The 12,768-nt window shown below is 71.7% G+C and carries 12 protein-coding genes and 1 tRNA gene; 8 read left to right on the top strand and 5 right to left on the bottom strand.

Features of this window, described 5'->3' with window-relative positions:
- Nucleotide 1: 1 nt before the first annotated feature.
- Nucleotides 2–1,693, bottom strand: coding sequence for an MFS transporter (locus Q0D75_RS05005; protein WP_291050065.1), 1,692 nt, complete (start codon nucleotides 1,691–1,693; stop codon nucleotides 2–4).
- A 134-nt stretch (nucleotides 1,694–1,827) separates the two neighbouring features.
- Nucleotides 1,828–2,892: a LacI family DNA-binding transcriptional regulator gene (locus tag Q0D75_RS05000; RefSeq protein ID WP_291050063.1), complete on the bottom strand. Its 1,065-nt coding sequence runs from the start codon at nucleotides 2,890–2,892 to the stop codon at nucleotides 1,828–1,830.
- A gap of 32 nt (nucleotides 2,893–2,924) precedes the next feature.
- On the opposite strand from Q0D75_RS05000, the gene Q0D75_RS04995 reads away from it, so the two are divergent.
- The 3 genes from Q0D75_RS04995 to Q0D75_RS04985 are packed head-to-tail and all read left to right on the top strand — an operon-like array spanning nucleotide 2,925 to nucleotide 5,472.
- A complete protein-coding gene (locus Q0D75_RS04995) occupies nucleotides 2,925–4,295 on the top strand; it encodes an MFS transporter (RefSeq protein WP_366513409.1) in 1,371 nt (456 codons plus the stop codon).
- 37 nt (nucleotides 4,296–4,332) lie between these two features.
- Nucleotides 4,333–5,028 carry an endonuclease NucS gene (nucS, locus tag Q0D75_RS04990; protein ID WP_291050059.1) on the top strand — a complete coding sequence of 232 codons (696 nt, stop codon included), beginning with the start codon at nucleotides 4,333–4,335 and terminating at the stop codon, nucleotides 5,026–5,028.
- Between the two features lie 42 nt (nucleotides 5,029–5,070).
- Nucleotides 5,071–5,472, top strand: coding sequence for an SseB family protein (locus tag Q0D75_RS04985; RefSeq protein ID WP_291050057.1), 402 nt, complete (start codon nucleotides 5,071–5,073; stop codon nucleotides 5,470–5,472).
- Between the two features lie 21 nt (nucleotides 5,473–5,493).
- On the opposite strand, the gene Q0D75_RS04980 is transcribed toward Q0D75_RS04985, so the two are convergent.
- Complete coding sequence (locus Q0D75_RS04980) at nucleotides 5,494–6,672, bottom strand: SLC13 family permease (protein WP_291050055.1); 1,179 nt, start codon at nucleotides 6,670–6,672, stop codon at nucleotides 5,494–5,496.
- 104 nt (nucleotides 6,673–6,776) lie between these two features.
- Between Q0D75_RS04980 and Q0D75_RS04975 the strand changes: the two genes are divergently transcribed.
- Complete coding sequence (locus Q0D75_RS04975) at nucleotides 6,777–7,448, top strand: HAD hydrolase-like protein (protein WP_291050053.1); 672 nt, start codon at nucleotides 6,777–6,779, stop codon at nucleotides 7,446–7,448.
- Here Q0D75_RS04975 and Q0D75_RS04970 read toward each other — a convergent pair.
- Nucleotides 7,445–8,605 carry a choice-of-anchor D domain-containing protein gene (locus Q0D75_RS04970; protein WP_291050051.1) on the bottom strand — a complete coding sequence of 387 codons (1,161 nt, stop codon included), beginning with the start codon at nucleotides 8,603–8,605 and terminating at the stop codon, nucleotides 7,445–7,447. The genes Q0D75_RS04975 and Q0D75_RS04970 overlap by 4 nt on opposite strands.
- A 227-nt stretch (nucleotides 8,606–8,832) precedes the next feature.
- Here Q0D75_RS04970 and Q0D75_RS04965 point away from each other — a divergent pair, with 227 nt between their 5' ends.
- Nucleotides 8,833–10,161 (top strand): hypothetical protein, encoded by a 1,329-nt coding sequence (locus Q0D75_RS04965; RefSeq protein ID WP_291050049.1) that lies wholly within the window; start codon nucleotides 8,833–8,835, stop codon nucleotides 10,159–10,161.
- Nucleotides 10,162–10,217: 56 nt separating this feature from the next.
- Nucleotides 10,218–10,988: an alpha/beta hydrolase gene (locus Q0D75_RS04960; RefSeq protein WP_291050047.1), complete on the top strand. Its 771-nt coding sequence runs from the start codon at nucleotides 10,218–10,220 to the stop codon at nucleotides 10,986–10,988.
- A gap of 104 nt (nucleotides 10,989–11,092) precedes the next feature.
- On the opposite strand, the gene Q0D75_RS04955 is transcribed toward Q0D75_RS04960, so the two are convergent.
- Nucleotides 11,093–11,176, bottom strand: a tRNA-Leu gene (locus Q0D75_RS04955).
- 197 nt (nucleotides 11,177–11,373) lie between these two features.
- Between Q0D75_RS04955 and Q0D75_RS04950 the strand changes: the two genes are divergently transcribed.
- Together Q0D75_RS04950 and Q0D75_RS04945 are read left to right on the top strand one after the other, a co-directional pair.
- Nucleotides 11,374–12,141 (top strand): DUF3662 and FHA domain-containing protein, encoded by a 768-nt coding sequence (locus tag Q0D75_RS04950; RefSeq protein WP_291050045.1) that lies wholly within the window; start codon nucleotides 11,374–11,376, stop codon nucleotides 12,139–12,141.
- 8 nt (nucleotides 12,142–12,149) lie between these two features.
- On the top strand, nucleotides 12,150–12,767 hold the full coding sequence (locus tag Q0D75_RS04945; RefSeq protein WP_291050043.1) for an FHA domain-containing protein: 618 nt from the start codon (nucleotides 12,150–12,152) through the stop codon (nucleotides 12,765–12,767).
- The last annotated feature ends 1 nt before the right edge of the window (nucleotide 12,768 follow it).

Genomic DNA, 12,768 nt, shown 5'->3' with positions numbered 1-12,768 from the left:
CCTATTCTCCTGTGCGCTCGCTCGACCTCCCTGCCCCGCCGGCAGAACCGGGTTCCGCCCCGGAGGCGGCCGTCACCCCGGGCTCGGCCTCTGCGACCTCCGCCACCCGCGCATCCGCCCGCGCGTACTCGGCGAACAGCTCGTGCTCGCGCGCCTTGCGCGGGTAGAAGACGAGCACCAGCAGCGCCCCGACCAGCATCGTCAGCATGCCCGTGGCGTAGGCCCAGTCGGCGCCGTCGAGGAACGACTGGCGAGCGGCCGCCACGATCGCATCGGCGTACTGCGGATGCTGCTGTGCGATCGCCACCGCGCCGTCGAAGGACTTCTGCAGTTGGGCCTGCACCTCGCTCGTGATCTGCGTCTGCACCGAGGCCGGCGCCGAGCTGATCGCCGCCGCGGTGGCCGCCGCGTAGCCGGCCGTCAGGATCGCACCCAGCACCGACTGCATGATCGATCCGCCGAGGTCGCGCTGCAGATCCGACGTTCCCGACGCCATCCCGGCCCGGGTCACCGGCACCGAGTCGGTCAGCGACCGGGAGGCGGGCGGCCCCGCGATCCCCACCCCGAGGCCGATCAGGGCGTACCCGAGCCCCACCGGCCAGAACGGCGAGCCGACGTCCCAGAACAGGTACATCGTGAGGAAGGCCAGCAGGCAGCAGGCGAAGCCGATGAGGAACACGATCCGCGCCCCGAACCGCGCGATCAGCCGGCTCGACAGCGGCGAGGCGAGCACCATCAGCACCGCCGCCGGCAGGATCGACGCCCCCGCCTCGAGCGCCGTGTAGCCGAGCACGTTCTGCAGGAACAGCTGCCCCACGTACATCGCGCCCATCAGCGAGCCGAACACGATGATGCCGCCGACCGCCGCCACCCAGAACGGCCGCCGCCGCGCGATGCGCAGGTCGTAGAGCGGATGCGCCGCCCGGCGCTGGCGCAGGACGAAGCCCGCACCACCGAGCACCGCGATCCCCGCGAGCACCAGCGAGAACACTCCGGCGCCCGGCACCGCGGCGAAGTTGATGGCGAGCACGAGCGAGGTGACCATCACGATCGAGAGCACACCGCCGAGGTTGTCGACCGGGTCGCGGCCCTCGTTCACCTTGGCCGGCACCACGATCAGCACGAGCACCAAGGTGACCGCCGCCAGCGGGATGGTCATCAGGAACACCGATCCCCAGTGGAACTGCCCGAGCAGCCAGCCGGAGGCGAGCGGCCCGAGCGCCGAGATCGCGCCGCCGAGGCCCGACCAGAGCGCGATCGCCGCGATCCGCCTGGGCCCGCTCCACAGTGCGGTGATCAGCGACAGCGTGGTGGGATAGGCCATTCCCGCGGCCACACCGCCGACCAGCCGCGCCACGAAGAGCACCTCGACCGAGGGTGCGAGCGAGGCCAGCAGGGCGGCCGGGATGCTGAGCACCAGACCCAGCACCAGCATCCGCTTGCGGCCGTGCCGGTCGCCGAGCGCACCCAGGTAGAGCACGGAGCCGGCCAACCCCAGCGAGAAGCCGACGGCCACCAGATTGAGTGCGGTCTGCGAGGCGTCGAAGTCGTGCCCGATCGAGGGCAGGGCGACGTTGGCCACCGAGAGGTTGAGGTTCGCGACCCCCGCGGCGAGGATCAGGGCGATCAAGACCAGCCCGCTGCGCGCCGGCGCGGTGCCCGCCACCGTCACCCTCGGCGCCGCCTGCGTCATGCTCGCCCTCCTTCCCTCGTGCCCGAACCGCTGATGAGCACGACAGTAGTGCACGCGCCGTTCGGCCCCGCAGATCGACCCGAGCTGTGGAGAACCCGGTCGCCGGCGCCACCTGGGGACAACTCGTTCCCCCGCTAGGCCCCCGCCGGCACCGGCCCGGTCGTGCCGCCCACGTGCAGGCGGCACTCGAACCGCTCCGACGCCGCCGGTTCGCCCGCGAGCAGTGCCGCGACGGCCCGCCCCACCGCGCGCCCCTTCTCGGCGGTGGGCTGCTGCATCGTGGTGAGGTCGTGCAGGCCCAGTCCGTCCAGCGGCACGCCGTCGAATCCGGTCACGCTGAGATCCTCCGGCACGCGCAGCCCGAGGGAGGCCGCGCACTGCAGCACCCCCGCGGCGAGCAGATCGCTCTGCGCCATGATCGCGGTCGGGCGCTCGGCCTCGGGCACCTCGAGCAGGGCGCGCGCCGCCCGCATCCCGTTCTCCACCAGGTTGTACGAGGAGGCGTAGGCCACGAGGTCGGGGAACACCCGGAGCGCTCCGGCCAGCCGATCGGCGGTCACCGCCGTGGTGATCGATTCCCGACGCGTGGTGGGGAAGGGCCCTTCGGTGCGCCGGGCATCCACTCCCAGGGTCACCATCGCGACCCGCCGGTGGCCGAACGCGTGCAGATGCCGGGCGAGGGTCTCCGTGGCATCCGCGTTGTCGAGCGCGATGTCGACGACGCCGGGCACGCGGCCGCCTTCGATGGAGACCAGCGGGATGCCGCGCTGGGTGAGCACGGCGACGATCTCGTCGAACAGCGGGCTGCAGCCCATCAACACCACCGCGTCGACCGACGCCGAACGGATGCCGCCTCCCGTCGCGCCCGTCTCGGTCATCAGCAGCAGGCCGTTGCTGTCGACCTCCAGCCCCGAGGCGATGCCATCGAGCGTCGCGATGTTCACCGGGTCGCGGAACGCGTGCAGCAGGCGCTCGTCGAACACGATGCCGACCACCCCCGAGCGGCCCTGGCGCAGCGATCGGGCCCGCGGATCCGGCCCCGAGTAGCTCAGCTCGGCGGCCGCCCGCATCACCCGCTCGCGCGTGGCCGCCGATACCGGGCCCGCGCCGCTGAACGCGAGCGAGGCCGTGGAGCGCGAGACCCCGGCACGCTCGGCCACGTGCGAGAGCGTGGCTCGTGGTTGCTCCGGGCGGGACATGTTCGGTAGCGTAGTCGAATCGTTTCGATCGAATCGATTCGATCAGAGATTTCCCGCTCAGCCCGCCGTTTCACCGGCTCCCCTCCCACCGCCTCGGCGGCGCCCCGAAGGAACCCATGACCGACACCCTCACCCGCCGTCAGCTCACCGCCTGGCGGAACGCCATCTTCGCGATCTTCGCGCTCTCGGGCTTCTCGATCGCCAGCTGGATCGCCCGGCTGCCCGCCGTGCGCGACCTCCTGCAGATCGACACGGCCCAGGTCGGAGTGCTGATCCTGATGATGTCGATCGGCGCCATCCTCGGTCTGATCGCGGCACCGCACATCATGGGCCGTTGGGGAGCGCGCGCGGGCATGCTGCTGTGCCTGATGCTGATCGCCGTCGCCACCGCGGTGATCGGCCTCGGGGCCACCTTCACCGGCTCGGCGGTCGTGGTGGGCGCGGGGCTGGCGCTCTTCGGCTTCGGCAACGGGGCCGTCGACGTGATTATGAACGTCGAGGGCGCCGCCGTCGAGCGCAGCATCGGCAAGACCGTGCTGCCGCTCATGCACGCCTTCTTCAGCTTCGGCACGGTCACCGGCGCGGGCATCGGCGCGCTCGCCTCCGCCCTCTCGGTGAGCGTGGGCGTGCACCTGTCGGTGATCGCGGTACTGATCGTGGCGAGCGCGCTCGTCGCCATCCGCTTCGTCCCGAAGGGCGCCGAAGCGGCGGCCTCGACCGAGACCGCGAGCGCCGGCGACGCCGACGCCGAGGCTCTGGCCGCCACCGGCACCTGGGGCCAGCGCCTCCGCGCGAGCCTCGCCGTCTGGACAGACGTCCGCCTGCTCGCCATCGGCGTCATCATGCTCGGGATGGCGTTCGCCGAAGGCTCGGCGAACGACTGGCTGGCCCTCGCGGTCGTCGACGGCTTCTCCACCGACAACACCCTCGGCGCCGTGGTCTTCGGCGTCTTCACCGTGGCGATGACCGCCGGACGGGTCGCCGGCGGCCCCCTGCTGGACCGCTTCGGCCGCGTGCCCGTGCTCCGCACCGGCGCGATCCTCGGCTTCCTCGGCATCCTCGCCTTCATCATCGCCCCCACCCTCTGGGTCGGCGTCGTGGGCGTGGTGTTCTGGGCGCTCGGCTGCTCGCTCGGCTTCCCGGTGGGCATGTCGGCGGCCGCGGATGCGCCCGATCCCAAGAGCTCCGCGGCCCGGGTGAGCGCCGTCGCGATCATCGGCTACGTGGCCTTCCTGGTGGGCCCGCCGGTGATCGGGCTGCTCGGCCACGACTTCGGCATCCGGAACGCCCTGCTGCTGGTGCTCGTGCTGGTGGCCCTCGCCGGCCTCGCCTCGCCGGCCGCCCGCGAGCTCACCGGCCCGCGCGCCCGCGTGAAGGCGAACGCCGGCGCCGGCGCCTCCTGAACCGCCCCCGGCACCGCCTGACGGTTACGCTCTACAGGTGCGTCTTGTCATTGCCACCTGCTCCGTCGATTACGCCGGGCGTCTGAGCGCCCACTTGCCGCTCGCCAAGCGGCTGCTGATGCTGAAGAGCGACGGCAGCATCCTGGTGCACTCCGACGGCGGCTCGTACAAGCCGCTGAACTGGATGAGCCCGCCGTGCTCGATCACCGTGCTCGAGCCGGACGCCGATCAGGCCGAGGCGGGCATCACCGAGCTCTGGAAGGTCACGCAGAAGAAGACCGACGACGTGCTCGTGGTCTCGCTGTACGACATCGAGCACGATTCCGCGCACGAGCTCGGCATCGACCCCGGCCTGGTGAAAGACGGCGTCGAGGCGCACCTGCAGAAGCTGCTGGCCGAGCAGATCACGCTCCTGGGCGACGGGCACACGCTGGTGCGCCGGGAGTACATGACCGCGATCGGGCCGGTCGACATCCTGGCCCGGGACTCGGGCGGTGCCGCGGTCGCCGTCGAGATCAAGCGGCGGGGCGACATCGACGGCGTCGAGCAGCTCACCCGCTACCTCGAGCTGATGAACCGCGACCCGCACCTCTCGCCGGTGCAGGGCGTGTTCGCGGCCCAGGAGATCAAACCGCAGGCGCGCACCCTGGCTCAGGATCGAGGCATCCGCTGCGTGGTGCTCGACTACGACGCCATGCGCGGTCTCGACGACGCCGACAGCCGCCTGTTCTGACGGCGTCGGCGCCCCGCGGATGCCGCCCTCTAGGCTGAACGGGTGGCACGCAGCACTCCGGCATTCCCCAAGTCGTATTCGAACCGCCCCCTGCGCAGGGCGCTGGAGACGTTCGGGCGCCTGCCGAATCGGAGCACCCTCGACGCCCTGCTGAAGGCGATGCGCACCGGCGGCCTCGTCGTCGACATCACCGGCACGACGGATGCGGCCGACCCGCAGGTACGCACCCTGCTCTCGACCACCGGTGAGCTCGTGCTGCCGCTGTTCACCTCGCTCGCCGAGCTGCGCCTGGCGGTTCCGGAAGCGGATCGGGCCGGCACGAAGGCGATGTTCCTCGCCGCACCGCAGGCGCTCGCACTGGTGGAGACCGCCGACTTCGTCGCCGTGCAGTTCGACGCCGGCAGCATCGCACAGGTCGTGAAGCGCGAGTTCGTCACCGCCTGACACACACCCGCCCGTCTCGCGTCAAGCGGGGTTGGTGAGCGCCAAGGCCACGACGGCCAGCGGCACGATCACCGCCACGGCCACGAGGCCGAGCAACATGAATCGCGGCCAGGAGATGCGCACACCGAGGGTGGTCAGCCGCTGGTGCCAGAGCAGTGTGGCAAGCGACGCCCACGGGGTCACCAGCGGGCCGAGGTTCACGCCGATCAGCAGCGCGGCCAGCCGCACCGGGTCGCCGGCCAGCGGCTCGAGCACGAGGTAGGCCGGCAGATTGTTGATGGTGTTGGCGCCGAGAGCGCCGACGGCGGCCAGATGAAGCAGGCTGAGCGGGTCGTCGCCCGATCCGGAGACCGTCGCCAGAAGGTCTTCCAGACCGTGCGCGTGAGCCGCCTCGACCAGCACGAACAGGCCGATGGCGATGCCGAGGGCCTGCCAGGGCACCAGCGACGGGCCGATGGCTCGCGGGCGCCGGATGACGAATGCGGCGAGCAGCAGCACGGCTGCTCCCCCGGCCACGAAGGCCACCTCGAGGCCCGACACCAGCATCGGGAGCAGCAGAAGCACCACGACCGCGCTGAACACGAGCAACGGCCGGTCGTCGACCGGGGTGCGCTCGGGCAGCTCGAAGCGCCCGCGCAGGGATCGGCGGAACACCAGGGACAGGATGCCCGCGCTCACCACGACGCCGACCACGGCGGGTGCCCACACCACCGCCAGGAAACCGGCGACCCCGCCGTCGAACGACCCCGCCGCCAGCAGGTTCGTGAGGTTCGACACCGGGAGGAAGAGGGACGCGGTGTTGGCGAGCCAGACGGCCGCGAGCGCGAACGGGATCGGTGAGATGCCGATGTGCAGAGCGAGCACCACCACGACCGGGGTCACCAGCACCGCCGTGGTGTCGAGCGAGAGGAACGCCGTGCTCACCACGGCGAGCGCCAGCACCAGCAGCCAGAGCATCGCGATGCGGCCGCGGCCCCAGCCCGCCATCCGCTCGGCGAGCGCCGTGAAGACGCCCGCTTCGCTCGCCAGTTCGGCCACGACGGTGATGGCCACCACGAAGGCCAGCACCGGAGTGACCCGTCGGGCCAGCTCGACGGTGTCGGGCCAGGGCAGCACGCCGGTGGCGATCACGATCACCGCAGCGATCAGGAGGAGCGCGGTCAGGAGCGGCCCGATCCGGCGCGCGGCGAATGCGAGCATGGTCGGGCGATTCTATTCCCTCTCAACCCGGCGTTCGCTGTCCGGCGGGCATGATCCACCTCCCGGATTCCGGGCCGTCGGGGCTCGACCGTAGAATCGAGCGAGTGACTACCCATAGCCCCGCGAAACCGTGGTCCTGCATCCTCTTCGATCTCGACGGGACCATCACCGATTCCGCCCCCGGCATCATCGGCCGGCTGTCCCGCACACTCGAGAAGATGGGTCGCCCGGTGCCGCTGCCGGCGGAGTTGGTGGCCTTCGTCGGCCCGCCGATCCTCGACGGATTCCGCGAGGTCGCGTCGATGAACGACGAGGAGGCCCAGGAGGCGCTGCTCGTCTACCGCGGCCTGGCGGCGTCGGAGGGCCCCCAGGGTGACTCGACGGTCTACCCGGGCATGGTGGGACTGGTGCGGGCGCTGCACGCGGCTGGCATTCCGCTGGCCCTCGCCACCTCGAAGGCCGAGACCCAGGCGCTCCGCGTGCTGGCGCACCTCGAGCTCTCGGACTGCTTCACCGTCATCTGCGGCTCATCCGAAGACGAGACCCGCAGCGCCAAGGCCGACGTGGTGGAGGAGGCACTGGTGCGACTGCGGGCTCAGGACGTGGATCTCTCGAACCTCGTGATGGTGGGCGACCGCGAGCACGACGTCCAGGGCGCGGCGGCGCACGGCGTACCCGCGATCATGGTGGAGTGGGGCTACGGCTCCCCCGCCGAGGCGGTGGGAGCCATCGCCGTCGTGCACTCCGTCGACCAACTGCGCGACGCCCTGCTCTAGTCGCGCTGGAGGCGCCGGCGCGAGCGCTTCACGAGCGCGAGGGCGCCGCCACCCAGAGCCAGCGTGAGCCCGGCGAAGCCCAGCCCGATCACGGGCGAGCCGCCGGTGTGCGCCAGCGACGAGCCCGAGCCCGCCCCGGCCCCGGAGCCGATCCCTGAGACGGACGACCCGGAGGTTCCGGTACCGGAGCCGGTCCCCGTTCCCGAGCCGCCCGTGCCGCCCGTGCCGGGCGCAGTGGTGGGCCGCGGCGTAGGCGTGCTCGGCGTCGTCGGCACGGGAGTCGGAGTCGGGGCGGGCGTCGGGATCACGACGGCCGGCGCCGAACCGGTCAGGGGACGCACGACGATCAGCGCCGGGGTCTCCGGGTCGCCGTTCATCACCTGGGCGATGATGGTGACGGTGCCGTCGTACGTGCCCGCAGCGGTCGGGGCGAAGGTCAGCTCGAACGTCGCCGTGTCGCCGGGCGCAAAGGTCTTGCCGCTGCCGAACGACGACTTCGACACCGTCACGGGCAGGGGCTTGCCGGTCTGGTCTTTCACCTCGATCGCGCTCTCCTTGAAGAACAACGGGTCGATCCCCTGCACCACGAGTTTCATCGGCACGACGGCGCTCGCTCCCACTTTCACGGAGCCGAACGCGACCGTGCTCGCGCCCGCCGCGGTCGTCGCCTCGAAGTGCGCCCGGTCGGTGGCCAGAGACTCGGCCATGAACTGCATGGCGTAGGAGCCGGTGCCCGGTCGATCGAAGTCGACGAGCTGGAGGTTGATCAGCTGCGATGACTTCGTTCCGGCAGGGGGAGCGGTATACGTGACCGTGACCGACTTGCGCTGGCCAGGCGCGATCGCCACCCCTTTCACGATGGTGGTGGAGACCAGCGTGAAGGGCGCGGCCAGCGCGTTGAAGGTCGCCGGGTCGATGGTGATCGAATCGACGCCGTCGTTCAGGATCTCGATCGTGCGCGTGATGACGTTGCCCTGCTTGACGTAGCCGAAGTCGGGCCCCACCCCCGGAACCGACACCGAGATCTGATCCCCGGGAGCCTGCACGACGATCGGATGCGGCGCCGCCGGCGCGACCCCGTGCACCGGCGTGGCCGCGAAGACCGGTCCCGCAGCCACGAGTGCCAGGCCGGCGCCCGCGACGACGGCCGTAGCCATCAGTCCGGGTCGCGGGGATCGTTTGCGGGGTACACGGAAAGCAGACATGGAGAAGGGCTCATTTCGACGGACGTGATGCGATCCGGGCGCCGGGTGCGACGGATCCGCTCCCCACTCTGTTCGAGCGACCACCCGCTGCGTTATGAGCAATCTCTACTCACCGCGCGGCCCACCAGCCCGGCCCGACAGCCAGCCCCCGCCCATCCGCACTCCCTACGATGGGTGGCATGGGCGACTTCTCCCTTCTTCCCAGCCTCGTCGTGTTCGCCGGGGTGATCGCCGCCCTGGTCGTCGGCGCCTCGCTGCTGCGGCGCCGCAGCCGGCGCCTCGGCCGCCCGGTACCGGGTCGACTCACCCGCAGCACGGGCGATGCCCTGCAGGGCGGCGGGGCCCCCGTGCGCCTGCCGGTCGACGAACTCGTCAAGCGCGCCAGCATCCAGCTCGTGCAGATGGACGACGCCCTGCGCGAAGCCGTCGACGAGGTGGAGTTCACCCGGGCCGAGTTCGGCGAGGCAGCCGCCATCGAGTTCGCCGAGGCCCTCGACACGGCCCGCCGGCGTGCCTCGGAGGCCTTCGCGCTGCGGCAGCGGCTCGACGACTCGGTGCCCGACACCGAGCAGCAGCAGAGGGACTGGAGCAAGCGCATCCTGAGTCTCAGCGATTCCGCGCTCGCGCTCGTGACGGCGCAGTCCCGCAGCATCCAGGAACGCCGGCGCGACGAGACCTCGGCCCCCGACGCCCTCGCCCGCACGCGCGCCGCGATCGCCGCCGGGCGTGCACGACTGCCCGAGGCGCGGGCGACCCTGTCCGAACTCGCCGACGCCTATGCGAGCACGGCGATCGCCCCGGTGGCCGGCGCCGCGGACGAGGTCGAGCAGGCCTTCGACGCGGCGGAACGGGACGTGACCGCCGCCGAGGCCGCCCTCAGCGCGAGCACCCTCGCTCCCGCGGCACGCCAGGCGCAGCAGGCCGAGGCGGCCGTTCGACGGGCACAGGCCCGGCTGGACGCGGTGGAACGGATGCGTCAGACCCTGCGCGACGCCCGGGTCGCCCGCGAGACGGCCCTGAGCGCCGCCGGAGTGCAGCGCACCGAGGCGGCCCACCTGCGCGATTCGGTCGAAGACCCGGCGGCCGCAGAGCGGATCACCGCCGCCTCCGCCGCCCTGGAGGCCGCCGTCGACACCGCCCGCGCGCGCACCGCCGCGGATCCCGTCGCCGACGTCGACGCCCTCGCCGCCGCGGCCGGTCGCCTGGACGACACCCTCGCCATCGCCCGCACGGCGCAGCAGCGGCTCGACTCGGCCCGCTCGGCCCTGGTGGGTGCCATCGCGATCGCCGAGAGCCACATCCGCACGGCCGATGACGCCATCGCCGCCGGCCGTGGCCGGGTGGGTCCGGATGCCCGCACCCGTCTCGCCGCCGCCCGTCACGAACTCGACCTGGCGCGGCAGGAGGCCGATCCGGTGGCGGCCCTCGACGGCGCGCGCCGGGCCGCCACCCGGGCGACGGATGCCGACGCGCTCGCCCGGTACGACACCCTCGGTCTCGGCCGCTGACCCCCCTGCTGCCCGGGCACCCCGCTGACGTCGGTGCCCGGGGATAGGGTCGAACCGTGACCGACGCACCATCCTCCCCCGCCCAGCGCCGGCATCCGATCGCCCGCCGCATCGGAGCCGGAGCGATCGCGCTGGTCGTGCTCCTGGTGCTCGCGATCGTGGGGTTCCTGGCCGATGCCCACGTCACGTACGCCGCGGAACGCGACCCGGTGCTCGCCCTCGCCGGCAACTCGGCGGTCGACGTGCAGTACAGCTACGGATCCGTCGTGCTCTCCCCCGCCGGCGAGTCGAACGGCGTGGGCCTGGTGTTCCTCGCCGGTGCCAAGGTCGATCCGCTCGCCTACGCCGAGAAGCTGAGCGGCGCCGTCGAGGCGGGCAGCACCGTGGTGATCGTGCGCCCCATCGCCAACTACGCGATCCTCGAATGGCGCCCGATCGGCGATTTCACGGCCCTCGCCCCCGACGTGAGCACCTGGTACGTGGGCGGACATTCACTCGGCGGTGTGAAGGCCTGCCAGTACGCCACCGACGACGCGATCGCGGGCCTGGTGCTCTTCGGCTCGTACTGCGCGGGCGACGCCTCCGGACTCGGCAAGCCCGTGCTGTCGATCTCCGCGAGCAACGACGGCCTCAGCACCCCCGCCAAGATCGAGGCCTCCCGCGCCCAGCTGCCCGCCGAGACCGACTTCGTCGTGATCGAGGGCGCGAACCACGCCCAGTTCGGCGACTACGGCCCCCAGCCCGGCGACGGCGAGTCGACGACCCCCGACGCTCGCGTGCGCGACGACATCACCGAGGCCCTCGACCGGATGCTCGTCCCCCGCTGAGCCTGGCCGACCGAGCCTGAGAAGCGGGGCAGAAACGGAGAGGGTCCGCAAAGGAGAAGGGCCCGAACTCCCTGGTACTCCGGGAAGTCGGACCCTTGCGTTCGTGCGCGAGGGGGGACTTGAACCCCCACGCCCTTGCGGGCACTGGCACCTGAAGCCAGCGCGTCTGCCAATTCCGCCACTCGCGCGAACTAGGAGAGATTAGCACGACGGATGCGATGGTCGCGAACTCGCACGTCAAGGCACGCTCCGAAGGGCATCGAAGGCGCCCTCGGGCGCCCCATCGGGTGGGTAGGAGGCGCTCTTGAGCGCCTCCTTAGGTGGATTGCCACGCAAGGCAAGTAACATCATCGGAGCAGTGCCGGGAGAATGGGAACGATCTGACGTGGGAATACTGGACAACTTCGAGAAGGGTCTCGAGCGCGCCGTCAACGGCGCATTCGCGAAGACCTTCCGCTCGGGGCTCCAGCCGGTCGAGATCTCGTCGGCCCTGAAACGCGAGCTCGACACCACCGCGGCCGTCGTCTCGCGCGACCGCATCCTGGTTCCCAACAGCTTCCGGGTTCTGCTCGCGCCGGCCGATCTGCAGCGCATGACCGGCATCGGCCAGGCCCTGATCGACGACCTGCACCAGATCGTCACCCAGCACGCGGCCCAGCAGGGCTTCCAGTTCGCCGGCGCCGTGTCGATCGAGCTCGAGGGCGATGCGAAGCTCACGACGGGCGTGGTGCGGATCGAGTCCTCCACCGTGCAGGGCAACGTCACCTGGACGCCGGTTCTGGACGTCGCGGGGCAGCGCTACCCGATCACCAAGTCGCGCACCATCATCGGGCGCGGCAGCGACGCCGACATCACCATCGACGACACCGGTACCTCGCGCAAGCACGTCGAGATCCTCTGGGACGGCTCGCACGCCCAGGCGCGCGACCTCGGCAGCACCAACGGCTCGCAGCTGAACGGCCAGGCCTTCCAGCGCGCCACCCTCGAGCCCGACTCGGTCATCCTGATCGGCCGCACGAGCATCGTCTTCCGGGTCGTTCCCCAAACGGGCTCCGGCTCATCGGGGTCCCGCTCGTCGGGAGCAGGCGCCCCGGCGGCCGGCTCCGCCTCCAACGGTCGGCCCCAGGCCGATCCGGGCGGATTCTGGCGGTAGGCGGCGACATGAGCGAACTGACACTCCTCATCCTGCAGCTCGCCTTCCTGGCGTTGCTCTGGGTGTTCATCTTCATCGTGGTGTACGCGATGCGTTCCGACCTGTTCGGCCAGCGCGTTCGCAAGCTGCGCGAGGCCCCCGCCGCGACGAGCGGCGCTGCATCCGCCGCCGGCTCCGGGGCGGCATCCGGCGCCGGCCAGGCCCCGGTGGCCGCAGGGGCCGCAGCAGCCGTTGCCGGTGCCGCAGCAGCGGCCGCCCCTCCGGCCCCCAAGGTGCCCACCTTCGTGCCGGCCCCCGGCACCGAACTGAGCGGCCCGCCGCACGCCAGCACCGCCAACGCCCGGCGCCTGGTCATCACCTCCGGCACCAAGGCCGGCAGCGAGATCCCCCTCGGCACCGAGCCCCTCACGATCGGCCGCTCCTCCGACTCCAGCGTCGTCATCCGCGACGACTACACCTCCACGCACCACGCCCGCCTGATGGTGTGGAGCGAGGAGTGGGTCATCCAAGACCTCGATTCCACCAACGGGACCTTCCTCGACGGCCAGCGGGTCACCTCGCCCACGCACGTGCCCCTGAACACGCCGATCCGAATCGGAGCCACGAGCTTCGAACTGCGGCGGTAGC

The organism is Herbiconiux sp. (assembly GCF_023264855.1).
Taxonomy (GTDB): Bacteria; Actinomycetota; Actinomycetes; order Actinomycetales; family Microbacteriaceae; genus Herbiconiux.
Note: the sequence above shows the minus strand (reverse complement) of the source record. Positions and strands in the feature narration are given on the sequence as shown.

Coding starts and splice junctions, on each gene's coding strand:
- Q0D75_RS04965 (WP_291050049.1), top strand. CDS start 8,833: ATGGGCGACTTCTCCCTTCTTCCCAGCCTCGTCGTGTTCGCCGGGGTG.
- Q0D75_RS04945 (WP_291050043.1), top strand. CDS start 12,150: ATGAGCGAACTGACACTCCTCATCCTGCAGCTCGCCTTCCTGGCGTTG.
- Q0D75_RS05000 (WP_291050063.1), bottom strand. CDS start 2,892: ATGTCCCGCCCGGAGCAACCACGAGCCACGCTCTCGCACGTGGCCGAG.
- Q0D75_RS04980 (WP_291050055.1), bottom strand. CDS start 6,672: ATGCTCGCATTCGCCGCGCGCCGGATCGGGCCGCTCCTGACCGCGCTC.
- Q0D75_RS05005 (WP_291050065.1), bottom strand. CDS start 1,693: ATGACGCAGGCGGCGCCGAGGGTGACGGTGGCGGGCACCGCGCCGGCG.
- Q0D75_RS04970 (WP_291050051.1), bottom strand. CDS start 8,605: ATGGCTACGGCCGTCGTCGCGGGCGCCGGCCTGGCACTCGTGGCTGCG.